The organism is Streptomyces sp. NBC_00094, from assembly GCF_026343125.1.
Classification (GTDB): Bacteria; Actinomycetota; Actinomycetes; order Streptomycetales; family Streptomycetaceae; genus Streptomyces.
The window spans coordinates 3,733,151-3,750,313 of record NZ_JAPEMB010000001.1; the positions used below are offsets into that span (position 1 = coordinate 3,733,151).

The 17,163-nt window shown below is 72.6% G+C and carries 14 protein-coding genes and 1 pseudogene; 1 reads left to right on the top strand and 14 read right to left on the bottom strand.

The window, feature by feature from the left end; translation table 11 throughout:
- Positions 1-188: 188 nt before the first annotated feature.
- The 11 genes and pseudogenes from topA to OG580_RS16295 all read right to left on the bottom strand — a co-directional run.
- Positions 189-3,077: a type I DNA topoisomerase gene (gene topA / locus OG580_RS16245; protein ID WP_267044394.1), complete on the bottom strand. Its 2,889-nt coding sequence runs from the start codon at positions 3,075-3,077 to the stop codon at positions 189-191.
- Positions 3,078-3,336: 259 nt separating this feature from the next.
- Positions 3,337-3,534 carry a hypothetical protein gene (locus OG580_RS16250; RefSeq protein ID WP_267044395.1) on the bottom strand — a complete coding sequence of 66 codons (198 nt, stop codon included), beginning with the start codon at positions 3,532-3,534 and terminating at the stop codon, positions 3,337-3,339.
- A gap of 220 nt (positions 3,535-3,754) precedes the next feature.
- On the bottom strand, positions 3,755-4,546 hold the full coding sequence (locus OG580_RS16255) for an ABC transporter permease (protein ID WP_267044396.1): 792 nt from the start codon (positions 4,544-4,546) through the stop codon (positions 3,755-3,757).
- Positions 4,547-4,560: 14 nt separating this feature from the next.
- On the bottom strand, positions 4,561-5,334 hold the full coding sequence (locus OG580_RS16260) for an ABC transporter permease (RefSeq protein WP_267044397.1): 774 nt from the start codon (positions 5,332-5,334) through the stop codon (positions 4,561-4,563).
- The gene (locus OG580_RS16265) at positions 5,331-6,389 is read right to left on the bottom strand and encodes an ABC transporter ATP-binding protein (protein WP_267044398.1); all 1,059 of its coding nucleotides are present in this window, start codon (positions 6,387-6,389) and stop codon (positions 5,331-5,333) included. The genes OG580_RS16260 and OG580_RS16265 overlap by 4 nt, the downstream gene beginning before the upstream one ends.
- A gap of 100 nt (positions 6,390-6,489) precedes the next feature.
- On the bottom strand, positions 6,490-7,494 hold the full coding sequence (locus OG580_RS16270) for a helix-turn-helix transcriptional regulator (protein ID WP_267044399.1): 1,005 nt from the start codon (positions 7,492-7,494) through the stop codon (positions 6,490-6,492).
- Positions 7,491-9,071 (bottom strand): methyltransferase, encoded by a 1,581-nt coding sequence (locus tag OG580_RS16275; RefSeq protein WP_267044400.1) that lies wholly within the window; start codon positions 9,069-9,071, stop codon positions 7,491-7,493. Before OG580_RS16275 ends, OG580_RS16270 begins: the two co-directional genes overlap by 4 nt.
- A 157-nt stretch (positions 9,072-9,228) precedes the next feature.
- The gene (locus tag OG580_RS16280) at positions 9,229-9,900 is read right to left on the bottom strand and encodes a small secreted protein (RefSeq protein WP_267044401.1); all 672 of its coding nucleotides are present in this window, start codon (positions 9,898-9,900) and stop codon (positions 9,229-9,231) included.
- A 160-nt stretch (positions 9,901-10,060) separates the two neighbouring features.
- Positions 10,061-12,379: a sodium-translocating pyrophosphatase gene (locus tag OG580_RS16285; RefSeq protein ID WP_267044402.1), complete on the bottom strand. Its 2,319-nt coding sequence runs from the start codon at positions 12,377-12,379 to the stop codon at positions 10,061-10,063.
- Positions 12,380-12,778: 399 nt separating this feature from the next.
- A complete protein-coding gene (locus OG580_RS16290) occupies positions 12,779-13,237 on the bottom strand; it encodes an ATP-binding protein (RefSeq protein WP_267044403.1) in 459 nt (152 codons plus the stop codon).
- Between the two features lie 17 nt (positions 13,238-13,254).
- A pseudogene (locus tag OG580_RS16295) lies at positions 13,255-13,605 on the bottom strand (STAS domain-containing protein); the annotation flags it as partial.
- Between the two features lie 80 nt (positions 13,606-13,685).
- Here OG580_RS16295 and OG580_RS16300 point away from each other — a divergent pair.
- Positions 13,686-16,196, top strand: a complete 2,511-nt coding sequence (locus OG580_RS16300; protein WP_267044404.1) for a DEAD/DEAH box helicase — start codon at positions 13,686-13,688, stop codon at positions 16,194-16,196.
- Here OG580_RS16300 and OG580_RS16305 read toward each other — a convergent pair.
- The 3 genes from OG580_RS16305 to OG580_RS16315 are packed head-to-tail and all read right to left on the bottom strand — an operon-like array spanning position 16,105 to position 17,103.
- Complete coding sequence (locus tag OG580_RS16305; protein ID WP_267044405.1) at positions 16,105-16,533, bottom strand: Rv3654c family TadE-like protein; 429 nt, start codon at positions 16,531-16,533, stop codon at positions 16,105-16,107. The genes OG580_RS16300 and OG580_RS16305 overlap by 92 nt on opposite strands.
- Entirely contained in the window at positions 16,530-16,916 is a 387-nt protein-coding gene (locus OG580_RS16310; protein ID WP_267044406.1) for a TadE family type IV pilus minor pilin, read from the bottom strand. Before OG580_RS16310 ends, OG580_RS16305 begins: the two co-directional genes overlap by 4 nt.
- A complete protein-coding gene (locus OG580_RS16315; RefSeq protein WP_323182682.1) occupies positions 16,903-17,103 on the bottom strand; it encodes a DUF4244 domain-containing protein in 201 nt (66 codons plus the stop codon). Before OG580_RS16315 ends, OG580_RS16310 begins: the two co-directional genes overlap by 14 nt.
- Between the last annotated feature and the right edge of the window lie 60 nt (positions 17,104-17,163).

A 17,163-nucleotide genomic window follows, 5' to 3' on the forward strand; every position in this document is an offset into this window, starting at 1 on the left:
GTCCACCCTATCCGGACGGCCTTGCTCCCCGCGGCCTCCGACCGAACATCCGGACGAGCCTGTGACAGGACGGACGCGGGCCGGACGCGAGGCCGACACGGCCCGGACGGGAGGCGGACACGGGAGGGGCGGAGGCCCTCGGCCCCCGCCCCTCCCGCTCGCTTTTCCGCGCCCTGAGGCGGCGGCGACTACTCCGGCTGCGCCGACGCGGTCTTCGCGGCCGCGGTCGTCTTCTTCGCCGCCGTGGTCTTCTTCGCGGCGGTCTTCTTCGCGGCCGTCGTCTTGGCGGCCGTGGTCTTGGCGGCGGTGGTCTTCTTCGCCGCCGTCTTCGTGGCCGTCTTCTTCGCCGTCGTGGTCTTCTTCGCCGGCGCCTTCTTGGCGGTCTTCTTCGCCGGTCCCTTGGCCCGCTTCTCCGCGAGGAGCTCGTAACCGCGCTCCGGCGTGATCGTCTCCACGCTGTCGTCGGTGCGCAGGGTGGCGTTGGTCTCGCCGTCCGTCACGTACGGGCCGAAGCGCCCGTCCTTGACGACGACCGGCTTCTCGCTGACCGGGTCGGTGCCCAGCTCCTTCAGCGGCGGCTTGGCCGCAGCCCGGCCGCGCTGCTTCGGCTGCGCGTAGATCGCGAGCGCCTCTTCGAGCGTGATCGAGAAGAGCTGCTCCTCGTCGGTGAGCGACCGCGAGTCCGTGCCCTTCTTCAGGTACGGGCCGTAGCGGCCGTTCTGCGCGGTGATCTCGACGCCCTCGGCGTCCGCGCCGACGACTCGCGGCAGGGACATCAGCCGGAGCGCGTCCTCCAGAGTGACGGTGTCGAGCGCCATCGACTTGAAGAGGGAGGCCGTCCGCGGCTTCACCGCGTTCTTGCCGGTCTTCGGGGTGCCCTCGGGCAGGATCTCCGTGACGTACGGGCCGTAGCGGCCGTCCTTCGCGACGATCTGGTTGCCGCTGACCGGGTCGGCGCCCAGCTCGAAGTCGCCGCTCGGCTTGGCGAGCAGCTCCTCGGCGTGCTCGACGGTCAGCTCGTCGGGCGCGAGGTCCTCGGGGACGTCGGCCCGCTGGTGGCCCTCCGCGTCCTTCTCGCCGCGCTCGACGTACGGGCCGTAGCGGCCGACGCGCAGCACGATGCCGTTGCCGACGGGGAAGGAGGAGATCTCCCGCGCGTCGATCGCACCGAGGTCGGTGACGAGCTCCTTGAGGCCGCCGAGGTGGTCGCCGTCGCCGTTCCCGGCGTCCGCCGCGCCGCCCTGGCCCGTGCCGTCGCCCTCACCGAAGTAGAAGCGCTTCAGCCACGGCACGGACTTGGCCTCGCCCCGCGCGATGCGGTCGAGGTCGTCCTCCATCCGGGCGGTGAAGTCGTAGTCGACGAGGCGCCCGAAGTGCGTCTCCAGGAGGTTGACGACGGCGAAGCTCAGGAAGGACGGCACGAGGGCCGTGCCCTTCTTGAAGACGTAGCCGCGGTCGAGGATCGTGCCGATGATCGACGCGTACGTCGACGGGCGGCCGATCTCGCGCTCTTCGAGCTCCTTGACCAGCGAGGCCTCGGTGTAGCGGGCCGGCGGCTTGGTCGCGTGGCCGTCCACCGTGATCTCTCCCCCTGGCTGCGCCGGGGGGACCCCCACGGTGAGCGCGTCGCCCTGGGCGACCTGCGGCAGGCGCCGCTCGCGGTCGTCGAGCTCCGCGTTCGGGTCGTCGGCGCCTTCGACGTAGGCCTTCATGAAGCCGTGGAAGGTGATCGTCTTGCCGGACGCGCTGAACTCGGCGTCGCGGCCGTCGGCCGCGCGGCCACCGATCTTCACGGTGACCGAGTTGCCGGTGGCGTCCTTCATCTGGGAGGCGACGGTCCGCTTCCAGATCAGCTCGTAGAGCCGGAACTGGTCGCCGCTCAGGCCGGTCTCCGCCGGGGTGCGGAAACGATCACCCGAAGGGCGAATCGCCTCGTGCGCCTCCTGCGCGTTCTTGACCTTGCCCGCGTAGACGCGCGGCTTCTCCGGCAGGTAGTCGGCGCCGTACAACTGCGTGACCTGCGCCCGGGCCGCCACGACGGCGGTGTCGGACAGGGTCGTGGAGTCCGTACGCATGTAGGTGATGAAGCCGTTCTCGTACAGCTTCTGCGCCACCTGCATGGTCGCCTTCGCACCGAAGCCCAGCTTGCGGCTCGCCTCCTGCTGGAGGGTCGTGGTGCGGAAGGGGGCGTACGGCGAACGGCGGTACGGCTTCGACTCGACCGACCGCACGGCGAACGCGGTGTCGGCGAGCGCGGCGGCGAGCGCCCGTGCCTTCTCCTCGTCCAGGTGGAGCACGGCGTCGGACTTCAGCCGGCCGTCGGCGCCGAAGTCACGGCCCTGCGCGACACGCTTGCCGTCGACCGCCGCGAGGCGTGCGACCAGCGTGGACGGGTCGGAGGCGTCGCCGGAGCGGCCGGTTCCGAAGGTGCCGGTGAGGTCCCAGTACTCGGCGGAGCGGAAGGCGATGCGCTCGCGCTCCCGCTCGACGACGAGCCGGGTGGCGACGGACTGCACACGGCCCGCCGACAGCTTCGGCATGACCTTCTTCCACAGGACCGGCGAGACCTCGTAGCCGTAGAGCCGGTCGAGGATACGGCGGGTCTCCTGGGCGTCGACCATCCGCTGGTTCAGCTCGCGGGGGTTGGCGACGGCCTCGCGGATCGCGTCCTTGGTGATCTCGTGGAAGACCATCCGGTGGACCGGGACCTTGGGCTTCAGGACTTCCTGGAGGTGCCACGCGATGGCTTCGCCCTCGCGGTCCTCATCGGTGGCGAGGAAGAGCTCGTCGGATTCGGCGAGCAGCTCCTTGAGCTTCCTGACCTGGGCCTTCTTGTCGGCGTTGACGACATAGATGGGCTGGAAGTCATGCTCGACGTCGACACCGAGGCGGCGCACCTCGCCGGTGTACTTCTCCGGCACCTCGGCGGCACCGCTGGGGAGGTCGCGGATGTGCCCGACGCTCGCCTCGACGACGTAGCCAGGGCCGAGGTAGCCCTTGATCGTCTTCGCCTTGGCAGGCGACTCGACGATGACGAGTCGGCGGCCGCCGTGTGCGGTCTCGCTGGTCGGGGACAACTTCGCTCTTCTCTCCGGATCGACACTCTCTGGCACGTACGGCGCTGGCACGCACGGCAGCGGCACGGACGGTGACGCTCCCGTCGCTGCGGAGTGTGACGGTACAACCCGCCCCCGTGTCAAACGGCGAAAGCCCGCAACGGCCACTCGAACGGTAACCCGAGTCCTGGCATTCCTGCCGCCCGGACTCCCGGTCGGGCGGGGCGGGCGGACGCACCGGAGAGATCAGAACACGATCAGGAGCGGAACCGGAGGCCTCTCAGAGCCGGCCGAAGCACCAGAGACCGAGGGTGAGGAAAGCGGCGCCGAAGAGGCCCGTGAGCGCGGCGGCGGTACGCGGCGCGACCCCGTACGCCACGGGCTCGCGGTGCAGTACCCGCACGCTCGTCCACAGCAGCAGCGCGCCCCCGAACAGCGTGAACGCCGCCCCCGCGAAGATCGCCGGCCCGCTTTCCATGCCCGTACCCCGTTCCGTCCACGTGCGGTGTTCGTCTCCCGAGGCCGAGGCTGGCACCTCTGGGCATCGTGGGTGCGAATTCCGGGTGAACGACGCGGACCGTCCGCGGCGGTTTCACGAAGATGGCCGGTAGTGACCCACTCCTCACTCCCTCTCCCGTCACATCACGCCCTGCAGCCTCGCGTCAGGGCTCCCGTCACATCGCCCGTCGCATCGCCCGTCACATCACGTCGAGCGTGGCCCGGCGTCGGCTGCCGCGCTCGAAGAGGGCCAGCAGGGCGACGGCGAGCAGCCCCCACCCCGCGCCGACCGCGAACTCGGTCCCGAGCAGGGCTCCGTCCAGGCCCTCGCCCGCGGTCAGCCGCCGCGCCGCGTCCGCCGCGTGCGTGAGCGGCAGCAGCTCGCCCGCGACCCGCATCCACTCCGGCAGCGACTCCCGGGGCACGGCGGCGCCCGTCAGGAGGAGCAGCCCCGACGTCGCCACGTTCGACACCAGGAACACGTCGCGGAAGCGGAGTCCGAGCGCCCCCAGCGCGAGCCCGAAGGCCGAACAGGCACCGGCGGCGGCGAGCAGCACCAGACCGAGCCCGGGCAGCGCCCCGACGGGCACGGGCAGCCCGAGCACGAGCGCGGCGGCGGTGAGCACGAAGGCGCTGACGAACAGCCCGTTGAGGACGTACGGGAGGGCTCGTCCGATCCAGAGCGGGACCCGGTGCCGGGGCGACAGCAGGACGGCGCCCAGCGTGCCGTACCGGCGCTCGTTGGCGACGGCCATCGTCCCGCCGTACACGCAGGAGGCGGAAGCTGCGAGGACGGCGTTTCCTACAAGATGGAAACGGTCGTCGGCGACGCCCAGTTCCCTCCCGAGGAAGACGAAGAAGAAAACCTGGAGGAGCGGCCCGACCAGCAGCGTTCCGATGAACATCGGCGGGGTCGTCCAGTTGAACAGCGCGCGGTAGGAGATCGCCCCGCCGACGACGACGAGCCGGGCGGTGCCGGGGAAACGGAACATCTCTGACTGGCCTTTCAGGTGAGGGCGAGGGTGGCGGCGGCACGCGCCCGGCGCTCCACGCGGCCGAGGACGAGGACGGCGGCCAGGGCGTATCCGGCCCCGAGCGCGACGGCGGCGAGCAGTGGCGTGAGCACGTCCCCGCCGGAGGTCGCCGCGTGCACGGCCCGCGCGCCCCAGGTGGTGGGCAGCGCCCAGGACAGCGGGTGCGTCCAGGCGGGCAGCACGGTGACGGGCACGAGGAGCCCGGACAGCAGCCAGACGGGCGTGTCCAGCGGGTTGGCCAGGGCGTTGGCGTTGCGCAGCAGGACGAAGGTGGCGGCGAGCAGGAGCCCCATCATGCCGAGGGCGAGGACGCACACGGGCACGGCGACCAGGAAGAGCAGCGGGTGCGCGAAGTCGAGCGGGACGTCGAAGAGGAGCACGCCCCACAGGACCGTCGCGCCCATCGCGTACGTGCCGATGACGGCGGTCGCGAGGGTGATCGGGAGCAGGACGAGCGCGAGCGGGGCCGGCGCCACGACCAGGGTCTCCAGGGTGCCGAGCCAGCGCTGGTTCTGCACGGCGCCGCCGGAGCCGAAGAGCACCGAGCCCCAGATGCCCATCAGTCCGGCGCCGACGGAGGCGGTGAGCAGCCGGTCGGGGTCGCCTGCGGCGCGGAACAGGTAGACGGCGAGGGTCGCGTAGACGAGCGGGACGAGGACGGCGAAGGTGATCTCGATCGGGGAGCGCGACATGTACGAGACATGGGTGCGCACGCCGACGAGGATCAGCCGCGGGACGCGCCTCATACGGACAGCTCCTCGGCGACGTCCTCCGGGGCTCCGGCCACGGATCCGTCCGTGACGTCCTGCGGGGCTCCGGCCGGGACGCCCGAGGCCTCCTCCACGATCGCGATGTAGGCGTCCTCCAGGGACGGTTCGCGGCTCGTGACCCGGCCGATCCGTACGCCGTCCAGCGCGGCCAGCACCGGTCCGTGCAGCTCACCGGCGCCCCGGCCCGTCTGCACGGTGACGACCTGCAGCGTTCCCCGGTCCTCGACCGACGCGCCCCGCACCCCGGCGAGGCGCCGCACCCGGCCGAGCCGCTCCTCGTCGACGCCGTACGCCTCGATCTCCAGCACGTCCCGGCCCCGTACACGGGACTTGAGGCTCTCGGGAGTGCCGAGGGCGCGGATCCGGCCGCCCGCGATCACGGCGATCCGGCCGCAGAGTTCGTCGGCCTCGGCCATGTAGTGCGTGGTGAGCAGGACGGTGGTGCCGGCCGCGGCCAGGTCGGCGACCGTACGGCGCAGATCGCGCGCGGCGACGGGGTCGACGCCGATGGACGGCTCGTCGAGGAAGAGGACGTCGGGGCGGTGGAGCAGGCCGCGGGCGATGTGGAGGCGCTGCCGCATACCGCGCGAGTACCCCTCGACGCGCTCCTTCTCCCGGCCCACGAGGCCGACCAGGTCGAGGAGTTCGGCGATGCGCCGCTTCTGGTCGCGGGCCTCGACGCCGTACAGCTCGGCGAAGTAGCGGAGGTTGTCGAGCGCGGAGAGGCGCTCGTACAGGCCGCGGTCGCCACCGAAGACGTACCCGATCCTGCGGCGTACGGCGACGGGGTCGCGCGCCACGTCGTGGCCGAACACCCGGGCCGTCCCGGAGGTCGGCAGGAGCAGGGTGTTGAGCATCTTGATGGTGGTGGTCTTCCCGGCGCCGTTGGGGCCGAGCAGTCCGAACAGCTCCCCCGGCGCCACCTCGAAGGTGACCCCGCGCACGGCATCGGTCTCGGTCCGCCGGGGCTTCAGCCACCCGGTCCTGCTGGTGTAGGTGCGGCGCAGCGCGTCCGCCTCGATTGCGAGCATGCGCCGGACGGTAGAAGCCCGCGGAGGGGCGAAGCCATCGATTCGGGAGCCCCCGAATCGTCGCCCCCGGGGCCCGCCCCGCCTCCGCGGCGACGGCGGCTCAGGCGACCGCGTGCAGCACGCCCTCCCCGGCGAGCAGCGCGAGCAGCGAACGGCCGGTGTCCGTGAGCTGGTAGTACACCGAGCGCCCGACGCGGTGGCGGGTGACCACTCCGGACTCCGCGAGCACCGACAGGTGCTCGGAGACGGTGCTGGGCGCGAGTCCGAGCCGGTCGGCGAGTCCGGCCGTGGTGAGCGGCCCGCCCAGCTCGCGCAGGACCGCCGCCCGGCCCCGGCCGAGCATCAGGCCGAGCCGGTCCTCGGCGACGGGCTCGGGCGGTTCGCGCAGGGCGCCGGCGCCCCGGGCCTGGAAGCTGAGCGCGAACACCTCGGGGTCGTCCGTCGAGTACAGCCGGCAGCCCTCGGCGAAGACCAGCGGCACGAGCACGAGACGCCGCTCTCCGGGCGCGTACTCCGCGTCGATGTGCTTGGTCAGCTCGAGTACGGGGGGCTGCCACCGCCCCCGCGTCTCCAGGCCCGCGAACAGCGCGTCGACGCCCTCGGTCGCGAACGTCCTGGCCCGGACGAGCACTTCGTCCTCGACGAGCCGGCGCATCGTCGGCCAGTACGGCTCGATCGCGCCCTCCCAGTAGGCCGCGTACGCGTCGGCGAGCGCCGCGCAGGCCGCCTCCGGGTCCTTCAGATAGGGCTGCACGAAGGGCTCGTCGGCCATGCCGGGATAGCAGACGGCCACCTGCTCGCGGACGAACTCCGGGTCGGTGGCCCGCAGCGCGGCCAGCTCCTCGTGGACGTTGACCGTGCCGAACGGCCGGGGCAGCAGGAAGTCGGAGACCTCGCCCCGCCCCTCGACGAACAGGTCCCACAGCGGGCGGAGTCTGTCGTCCTCCCGCCACACCTCGCGCGCCTGTCCGACCCACTCCTGGTACGGCCAGGAGGGGCGCCGGTGCGGCAGCGCGAGGTGCATCGAGCAGAACGCGTCCCGCAGCGGGCTGATCGCGATCCGGGTCGCCCCGAGCGAGACCTCGTCCAGCTCGATCCGTATCAAGCGCCGCTCTCCTCGCCGATGCCCACGCCGTCCTCGGTGCCGACGGGCAGCAGGAAGCCCTCCTCGACGAGCAGCCGGATCGCCTGCGGGGTACGGTCCCGCAGCATGACCGGGTCCTCCCCCATCAGCTGCCCGATCGCGTCGAGGATCCGGCCCGCGCTGAGGGTGCCGTCGCACACGCCCGCGAAGCCGGCGCCGACGTGGTCGACCTTGGTGGCACGGCGCATGCCCCGGTTCTGCCGGAGCACGACGTGCTCCGGGTCCTCGGCGCCCGGCAGCCCGACCTGCTCCTGCGTCACCTCGGGCGCGAGCGTGAAGCGGTCGGCGAGGAGCGCGGCGTCGTCGCGGCTCCGCAGGTAGTCCTGGCGCTCGAAGTGGGCGCGGATGGTGTCACCGAGGGGCTGCTCGACCGGGTGCGGCCACTCCTCGATCAGGATCGACGGATCGGCTTCGCCGGACGCCACCGCCGCGTTCCGCCGGATCGTGATCCAGCCGAAGCCGATCGCCTTGGTCTTGCGGGCCTCGAACTCGTCGAGCCAGCGCCCGTACGCCAGGCGGTATTCGTCCGGGTCGCCGCGGTGGTCACCGCTGTCCCGCAGCCAGAGCTCCGTGTACTGCGTGATGTCCTGGACCTCGCGCTGCACGATCCAGGCGTCGCAGCCGCGCGGTACCCAGGACCGCAGCCGCTCCTGCCACTCCTCGCCCTCCACGTGCTGCCAGTTGGCGAGGAACTGGGCGTAACCGCCGTCGTTGAGCCGCTCGCCCGCCTCCTGCACGAGCGTGCGGCACAGGTCGTCGCCGGCCATCCCGCCGTCCCGGTAGGTGAGCGCGGCGCCGGGGGAGATGACGAACGGCGGGTTGGAGACGATCAGGTCGTACGTGTCGCCGTCGACCGGCTCGAACAGCGAGCCTTCGAGCAGCTCGGCCTCCCGGGCTCCGGAGAGCGAGAGCGTGAGCCGGGTGAAGTCCAGGGCGCGCGGGTTGAGATCGGTGGCGGTGACCAGGGTGGCGTGCTGGGCGGCGTGCAGCGCCTGGATGCCGGAGCCGGTGCCGAGGTCGAGCGCGGAGGACACCGGCGTGCGGATGGTGATGCCGGCGAGCGTGGTGGAGGCGCCGCCGACGCCGAGGACGACTCCCTCGGCCTTCTTCCCGATGCCTCCGGCACCGCCGACGGCGCAGCCGAGGTCGGAGACGATGAACCAGTTCCCGCCGTCCTCGCCGCCCGCGCCGTCCGGGCCGCCGTAGGGCCGGATGTCGACGGTCGCGAGCACGGTGTCGTCCTCGCGGACCACCCAGCCGTCGGCGAGGGCCTCTTCGAGCGGGAGCGCGGCGGCGGCCCGGTCGTGGTCGACGGCCCGCTGGAGCAGGAAGAGCCGGACGAGGGTCTCCAGCGGCGAGTCACCGCGGGTGGCGCGCAGGGCGGGCACGGTCTCGCTGCGGGCGAGCGCCGCGTAGGCGGGGGCGCCGAGCAGGTCGAGCAGTCCGTCGGCGGTGTAGTCGGCGGCGAGCAGTGCCTCGCGCAGACGGGCGGCGTGCGCGGGCACCGGGAGGCGGGGAGGCAGGCTGGTCGTACTCACGGTCCCATTGTGACGGCCACCACCGGCATCGGGACGGCCGACCCGACGACAGCAGCCGGATCACCGCTTCCGGGGGGCGTCCGGAGGTGTCGGGGCACAGTCGAGGGACCGCCGGACGCGGAAAGGCGTCACCGGCGGCCCGCTCCGACCGCTTCGGCTACTCCGAGGACTTCCTGGTGGGCTTGGCGGAGGCCTTCCTGGTCGGCTCGGTGGAGTCCGAGCCCTTGTCCGAGGAGGTCGAGCCCGCCTGGGGCGAGGCCGAGCCGGAGACCTTCGGGGGGACGGAGGCCGTGGGCTTCTGGCAGCCGGGCTGCTTGGCCATGGCCTGGCCCAGCTCGCCCTCCTCCAGCTTGGACAGCGCGGCCTGGTCCATCTTCTCGATCTTCGTCAGCCCGTCGGCGACGTTCTGGAGGCCGTCCGCGAACTTCTGCTGGTTCGCCGGGTCCAGCGCGTCGACCTGCTTCTTGAGCCCCTCGTAGGCCACCGCGGTGGCGTTGAGCTCCTTGATCGCGTCCTGCTGGACCTTCTCGCCGTTCTCGACGGGCGGGGCCCCCGCGGCCTCCACGGCCTTGGCGAGGGCGCGGTCGGCGTCGGCGATGTCCTGGAACGCCTTCGAGTCGGCGGCCTGGATCTCGGCCGGCTTACTGTCGGCGGCCGTCGAGATGATGATCTGGTGGGCGTTGGCCCGCTTCTGGATCTGAGGCTTCGCCTGGTCGCAGAACGTCTTCGCCCAGTCCCCCACCTTGTCGCCCTCGTCATCGCTGCAACCGGACAGCACGAGCACCAGTACCGCACCGCCGGACAGTGCGGCCGCAAGCTTCTTGTTCACCGGATCGGTCCCTTCCAAGGCTCTCGGCCCCGGAACATACACGCCGAACGGGCTACTTCCACCTTTCGTGCGACGGATTCGTCCCCTATTGCAGCCGTTTGAACCAAGGGAGAGACTACTTCACGCGCCCTCGACGCCGAGGAATGAGACGGACGACACGTCAGGAGACCGCCACCGAACGCCGCTTGGAGACCAGGACCGCGACCACGATGACGAGGACCGCGAGCCCCGCGACCCCCGCCCGCAGCCAGGCGCTGGCGTCGTCCCCGTAACCGAACTTCACGACCGCCGGGGCGATCAGCAGCGCGACCAGGTTCATCACCTTCAGGAGCGGGTTGATCGACGGGCCCGCCGTGTCCTTGAAGGGGTCGCCGACCGTGTCGCCGATGACGGTCGCGGCGTGCGCCTCACTGCCCTTGCCGCCGTGGTTGCCGTCCTCGACCAGCTTCTTCGCGTTGTCCCAGGCGCCGCCGGAGTTGGCGAGGAAGACCGCCATCAGGGCGCCCGCGCCGATCGCCCCGGCCAGGTACGAACCGAGCGGGCCGACACCGAGCGCGAAGCCGACCGCGATCGGGGCCGTCACGGCGAGCAGCCCGGGCGTGGCGAGTTCGCGCAGCGCGTCCTTGGTGCAGATGTCGACGACCCGCCCGTACTCCGGCTTCTCGGCGTACGTCATGATCCCGGGGTGCTCGCGGAACTGCCGCCGCACCTCGTACACCACCGAACCGGCCGACCGGGACACCGCGCTGATGGCGAGCCCGGAGAACAGGAAGACGACCGACGCACCGAGGATCAGCCCGAAGAGGTTGTTGGGCTGCGAGATGTCCATCGAGAGCGTCAGCACGTCCGCCGCCCCGCCGATCTCACCGGCCTCGGCGACCGCGGTCGCGATGGCGTCCCGGTACGAGCCGAAGAGCGCCGCCGCCGCCAGGACGGCGGTGGCGATGGCGATGCCCTTGGTGATGGCCTTCGTCGTGTTGCCGACGGCGTCGAGGTCGGTGAGGACCTGCGCGCCCGCGCCCCGGACGTCCCCGGACATCTCCGCGATGCCCTGCGCGTTGTCGGCGACCGGCCCGAAGGTGTCCATGGCGACGATCACGCCGACCGTGGTGAGCAGGCCCGTCCCGGCGAGGGCGACCGCGAACAGCGCCAGCATGATCGAGGCACCGCCGAGCAGGAACGCCCCGTACACGGCGAGCCCGATCAGCAGGGCCGTGTAGACGGCGGACTCCAGGCCGAGGGCGACCCCGGCGAGGACGACGGTGGCGGGTCCGGTGAGCGAGGACTTGCCGATGTCCCGGACCGGACGCCGGCCGGGCTCGGTGAAGTAGCCGGTGAGCTGCTGGATGAGCGCGGCGAGGACGATGCCGATCGCGACCGCGACCAGGGCGAGGACCCGCGGATCGCCGGCGTGGTCGTGGATGCCGGGCTCGGTGACGCCCGCCAGCTCGGCGTACGAGGACGGCAGGTACGCGAAGGCGGCGACGGCGACCAGGACGAGCGAGATGGTCGCCGAGAGGAAGAAGCCGCGGTTGATCGCGCTCATCCCGCTGCGGTCGGCGGGCCGCGGGGTGACCGCGAAGATGCCGATCACCGCGGTGACCACGCCGATCGCCGGCACCATCAGGGGGAACGCGAGGCCGTGGTCGCCGAAGGCGGCCATGCCGAGGATGAGCGCGGCGACGAGCGTCACCGCGTACGACTCGAAGAGGTCGGCCGCCATGCCCGCGCAGTCGCCGACGTTGTCGCCCACGTTGTCGGCGATGGTGGCGGCGTTGCGCGGGTCGTCCTCCGGGATGCCCTGCTCGACCTTGCCCACCAGGTCGGCGCCGACGTCGGCGGCCTTGGTGAAGATGCCGCCACCCACCCTCATGAACATCGCGATGAGCGCGGCGCCGAGCCCGAATCCCTCCAGGACCTTCGGCGCGTCGGCGGCGTAGACGAGGACGACGCAGGCGGCGCCGAGCAGGCCGAGGCCGACGGTGAACATGCCGACGACCCCGCCCGTGCGGAAGGCGATCCGCATGGCCCGGTGCGCGACCTCGGTGCGGTCCTTCTCCGGCTCGCCCGGCGCCGGGGTGGCCTCCCTGGCCGCAGCGGCGACCCGCACGTTGGCCCGTACGGCGAGCCGCATGCCGAGGTATCCGGTGACCGCCGAGAAGAGCGCCCCGACCAGGAAGAACAGGGACCGGCCCGCGCGCTGCGACCAGTCGTCGGCGGGCAGCAGGAACAGCAGGAAGAACACGGCGACGGCGAAGACGGCGAGGGTACGCAGCTGGCGCGCGAGGTAGGCGTTGGCCCCCTCCTGCACGGCGGCGGCGATCTCCCGCATCTTCTCGGTGCCCTCGCCGGCCGCGAGCACCTGGCGGACGAGGAGCTGCGCGACGACCAGCGCACCGAGGGCGACGGCCGCGACGACGACCACGATCGTCCGGTTCCCGCTCGTGAGCACCGCCGCGGCGAGCGAAGTGGGGTCCATGGGGACGGATCATAGGGAGGCGAACCGGAACAAACGGGGACCCTGCGGAGCCCTCAGCGCGGATGCACCAATCCGGTCGGCCGCACCGATCCGGACGGCCGAACCGATCCGGACTGCCCCACCGGCCCGGGCGTGGCGCGCGGCGCGAGACGGGGCGGAGCGGGGCTGGCCGGGTGAGCGCCTGGGCTGGGCGAGGCCAGGGCTGGGCTGGCGGGCGAGGCCAGGGCTGGCCGGGCCGGGCCGGGCCGACGAGGGCAGAGCCGGGCTGGGCTGCGCCGGGTCTGGCCGGCGAGGCCAGGACCTGGGGCGATGCCAGGACGGTGGCGGTCCTGGAACGCGAGAAGAGGCCCTGCACAGGGCAGGGCCTCTTCTCGTCGCGCGTGTACCGGTCGGGCGGTGTCAGGACAGGACGTCCGCCGGGCTGGTCGGCCAGCTCATGCGGATGGTGCCGCCGTGCTCTCCGGCGCTCACCTCGACATCGTCGACGAGCCCGCGGATCACCGCGAGCCCCATCTCGTCCTCGCCGTCGGCGTCGTCGAAGTCGTCGGCCGGGGCCGAGGACCGCGCACCGGGCACACCGGCGGCATCAGCCGCCGCCACACCCGCGCCCGGCACCTCGTCGCCGACCTCGATGGAGAACGTCTTCTCCTCCTCGGTCAGCACGACCCTGATGGGGGTCGTGACGCCGTTGCTGCGATGCAGCCCGACCGCACGGGAACAGGCCTCGCCGACGGCGAGACGCACCTCGTCGAGGACCGCCTCGTCCACTCCGGCCCGGCGGGCGACCGCGGCCGCCACCAGGCGGGCCGTACGGACGTGCTCGGGCTGAGCGCTGAATCGGAGTTCAACGGTGGCCATGCGATCCCCCTGGGGCAGTCGACCGCGTTGACGGCCTCTTCGACCGACTGGTGGATCGGGAACACCTTGGTGAGTCCCGTGATCCGGAAGATCTTCAGAATGCGCTCCTGGTTGCACACCAGACGCAGCGAGCCCTCGTGCGCGCGAACGCGCTTCAGGCCGCCGACGAGCACACCGAGGCCGGTGGAGTCGAGGAAGTCCACGCCCTCCATGTCGACAACCAGGTGGTAGCTGCCGTCGTTCACCAACTCGACCAACTGCTCGCGCAGCTTGGGCGCGGTATACACATCAATCTCGCCACCGACCTCGACGACCGTACGGTCGCCACCAGCGCCGGACACATTGCGAGTCGACAGGGACAGGTCCACGGATCCTCCAGCACCTTGCTATCGGGCGATCGCCCCCTCGGGCCTCCCGGGCGGAGCCAGGGAACTGATCGCCAGCCGCAATGGCATTCAATCACTTACCGGCTGTCGTGCACGACGCCTTGGAAGCATTGTCCGTCCTGGCAGTGACACACTCGGTGCCGATGGCCAAGAATCACCGCCCCAGTCGTCCGGCCGGGGACACGGGCAGTCGCCCCTCCCCCGGCGTGGTCCTCGACCGGCTCTCCGCCTCCGAGAGTCGGGCCGCGCGCGTCACCCATACGGAGCACATTCCCGCTCGGGAGGGCCGTCATGCCGTCTGGCCGCACCTGATCCGCCCGGAGGTGATCGGCGCGATCCAGACGGCCGGGATCGAGCACCCCTGGGCGCACCAGGCGGAGGCCGCCGAGCACGCCCTGAACGGCGATTCCGTGGTGATCGCCACAGGCACCGCCTCGGGCAAGTCGCTCGCCTACCTCGCCCCGGTCCTCACGACCCTCCTGGACGGCGCGGAGGCCCCCAACGGACGCGGGGCCACCGCCCTCTACCTCTCGCCCACCAAGGCCCTCGCCGCCGACCAGCGGCGCGCCGTGCGGGAGCTGGCCGGCCCGCTCGGCACCCGGATCCGCCCCGCCGTCTACGACGGCGACACGCCGGTCGAGGAGCGCGAGTGGGTCCGCCAGTACGCGAACTACGTGCTGACCAACCCCGACATGCTGCACCGGGGCATACTCCCCTCCCACCCCAGGTGGTCCTCCTTCCTGCGCGCCCTGCGCTACGTCGTGATCGACGAGTGCCACACCTACCGGGGCGTCTTCGGCTCCCACGTCGCCCAGGTACTGCGCCGCCTGCGCCGGATCTGTGCCCGGTACGGCTCCGATCCCGTGTTCCTCCTCGCCTCGGCCACCTCCGCCGAACCCGCCCTCGCCGCCGGCCGCCTCACCGGACTGCCGGTCACCGAGATCTCCGACGACGCCTCCCCGCGCGGCGAACTGGTCTTCGCCCTGTGGGAGCCGCCGCTCACCGAGCTGCACGGCGAGCGCGGCGCGCCCGTGCGCCGCACGGCCACCGCCGAGACCGCCGACCTGCTGACCGACCTCACCCGCCAGGGCGTGCGCTCGGTCGCCTTCGTCCGCTCCCGGCGCGGGGCCGAACTGATCGCGGTGATCGCCCAGGAACGGCTCGCCGAGACCGACCGTGCCCTGGCCCGCCGGGTCGCGGCCTACCGGGGCGGCTACCTGCCCGAGGAACGCCGGGCCCTGGAGCGCGCCCTGCACTCGGGCGAGCTCCTCGGCCTGGCCGCCACGACAGCCCTGGAGCTGGGCGTCGACGTCTCCGGCCTGGACGCCGTCGTGATCGCCGGCTACCCGGGCACCCGTGCCTCCCTGTGGCAGCAGGCGGGCCGTGCCGGCCGCTCGGGCGAGGGCGCCCTCGCGATCCTCGTCGCCCGGGACGACCCGCTGGACACCTTCCTGGTCCACCACCCCGAGGCGATCTTCGAACAGCCGGTCGAGTCGACCGTCCTGGACCCCGACAACCCCTACGTCCTCGCCCCCCATCTCTGCGCCGCCGCCGCGGAACTTCCGCTGACCGAGGCGGACCTGACGCTCTTCGGCCCCGCCGCGCCCGGTCTGATGCCCCAGCTGGAGAACGCCGGGCTGCTGCGCCGCCGGTCCACCGGCTGGTACTGGACCCGCCGCGAGCGGGCGGCCGACCTGACCGACATCCGGGGCGGCGGAGGCAGACCTGTCCAGATCGTGGAGGCCGGCACCGGCCGCCTGCTCGGCACGGTCGACGAGGCCGCCTCCCACGCCGCCGTCCACGAGGGCGCCGTCCACCTCCACCAGGGCCGTACGTATCTGGTGCGGGAGCTCGACCTCAAGGACTCCGTGGCCCTCGTGGAGGAGGCCGTCCCGCCCTACTCCACCACCGCCCGCGACACCACCTCCGTCTCCGTCCTCGAAACCGACACCGAGATCCCCTGGGGAGCCGGCCGCCTCTGCTACGGCTCCGTCGAGGTCACCAACCAGGTCGTCTCCTTCCTCCGCCGCCGGCTGATCACCGGCGAGGTACTGGGCGAGACCAAGCTCGACCTGCCGCCCCGCACCCTGCGCACCCGGGCCGTGTGGTGGACGGTCACCGAGGACCAGCTCGACGCCGCCCGGGTCACCCCGGAGATCCTCGGGGGCGCCCTGCACGCCGCCGAACACGCCTCCATCGGCATGCTGCCGCTCTTCGCCACCTGCGACCGCTGGGACATCGGCGGCGTCTCCGTACCGCTCCACCCCGACACGCTGCTGCCCACCGTCTTCGTGTACGACGGCCACCCGGGCGGCGCGGGCTTCGCCGAGCGCGCCTTCCACACGGCCAGGGCCTGGCTGACCGCGACCCGCGAAGCCATCGCCTCCTGCGAGTGCGAGGCGGGCTGCCCCTCCTGCGTCCAGTCCCCGAAGTGCGGCAACGGCAACGATCCGCTGCACAAGCGGGGCGCGGTACGCCTCCTCACGGAACTGCTGCGGGAAGCCCCGGAGCCGACGCCCCCTGAGGCGACACCTCCTGAGGAAGCGTCACCGGCGGCCCGGCCCGCGACCTGACCTCCGGCCGGTACCGCCCGCGTGCCACCCGGGCGGTCACATCGGCGAGTTCGCCGCGCACGGCACACCGCAGCAGTTCGGCACCCTGCGCGGCGGCCACCCGGGCGGCGGCGCCGCACGCCTCCTCCTCGCCCCACAAGGCCCGGTCGGCGGCGGCGAGAGCCGCCAGATCGGCGGCCCCACCGGCCCGGTGCCGGGCCACCACCGCCTGCCCGAGCGCGAGAACCACCCCGAACACCACACACACCACACAGGCCGCAAGCGCCGTCCACACGGTCGCCACCCCCCGATCCCCCCTCCCGCCCCGGCCCGCGCGACCGGTCCGGCCCGCCGTCACGACGGACCCTCGAACGCCGTGCCCCCGAACGCCGGGGCCTCGCCCACCGTGTCCTCCGCGAGGGCCGCCGCGCCCGCCCGCAGGGTCACCCCCATGCCCCGGGGACCCGGGGCCGCCACCTCCACCGTCACCCGCCACAGCTCCCCCGACCGCGTCACCGACACCCGGGCACCCTCGGGCGCGGCGGCCCTGGTCGCCGCCTCCGCGGCGGCGACCGGCTCGGAGCGGGCCGCCGCCCGAGCCCCCGCCCGTGCCGCGTCCACGCACCGGATCTGCGCGGCGGCCGTGGCCAGCGCCCAGAGCAGGGTCACCGTGAACAGTGCGAGCACGGGCAGCACCAGCGCTGCCTCCACGGTCACGAACCCCCGGTCAGAACGGCGCATCGAGGGCCCTCCCGATCACCGACTCCAAAGTTCCGGAGACGGTGCCACTCGTCACGATCTTGTAGAGCACCGCGGCGAAGGCCGCCGCGGCGATCGTCCCCACCGCGTACTCGGACGTCGTCATCCCCTCGTCGGACCGCGCTGCCCGCCGCCGAGCCCGCCACCACCCGCTCAGCCGGCACCTCACGCCACAGCCCGCTCCCTCGCTCACCGAACCGTTCACCGTCGCCTTGCCCGCCATGTCGAT

Coding starts and splice junctions, on each gene's coding strand:
- OG580_RS16265 (WP_267044398.1), bottom strand. CDS start 6,389: ATGCTCGCAATCGAGGCGGACGCGCTGCGCCGCACCTACACCAGCAGG.
- OG580_RS16255 (WP_267044396.1), bottom strand. CDS start 4,546: ATGTTCCGTTTCCCCGGCACCGCCCGGCTCGTCGTCGTCGGCGGGGCG.
- OG580_RS16300 (WP_267044404.1), top strand. CDS start 13,686: ATGGCATTCAATCACTTACCGGCTGTCGTGCACGACGCCTTGGAAGCA.
- OG580_RS16290 (WP_267044403.1), bottom strand. CDS start 13,237: ATGGCCACCGTTGAACTCCGATTCAGCGCTCAGCCCGAGCACGTCCGT.
- OG580_RS16250 (WP_267044395.1), bottom strand. CDS start 3,534: ATGGAAAGCGGGCCGGCGATCTTCGCGGGGGCGGCGTTCACGCTGTTC.
- OG580_RS16310 (WP_267044406.1), bottom strand. CDS start 16,916: ATGCGCCGTTCTGACCGGGGGTTCGTGACCGTGGAGGCAGCGCTGGTG.
- OG580_RS16260 (WP_267044397.1), bottom strand. CDS start 5,334: ATGAGGCGCGTCCCGCGGCTGATCCTCGTCGGCGTGCGCACCCATGTC.
- OG580_RS16285 (WP_267044402.1), bottom strand. CDS start 12,379: ATGGACCCCACTTCGCTCGCCGCGGCGGTGCTCACGAGCGGGAACCGG.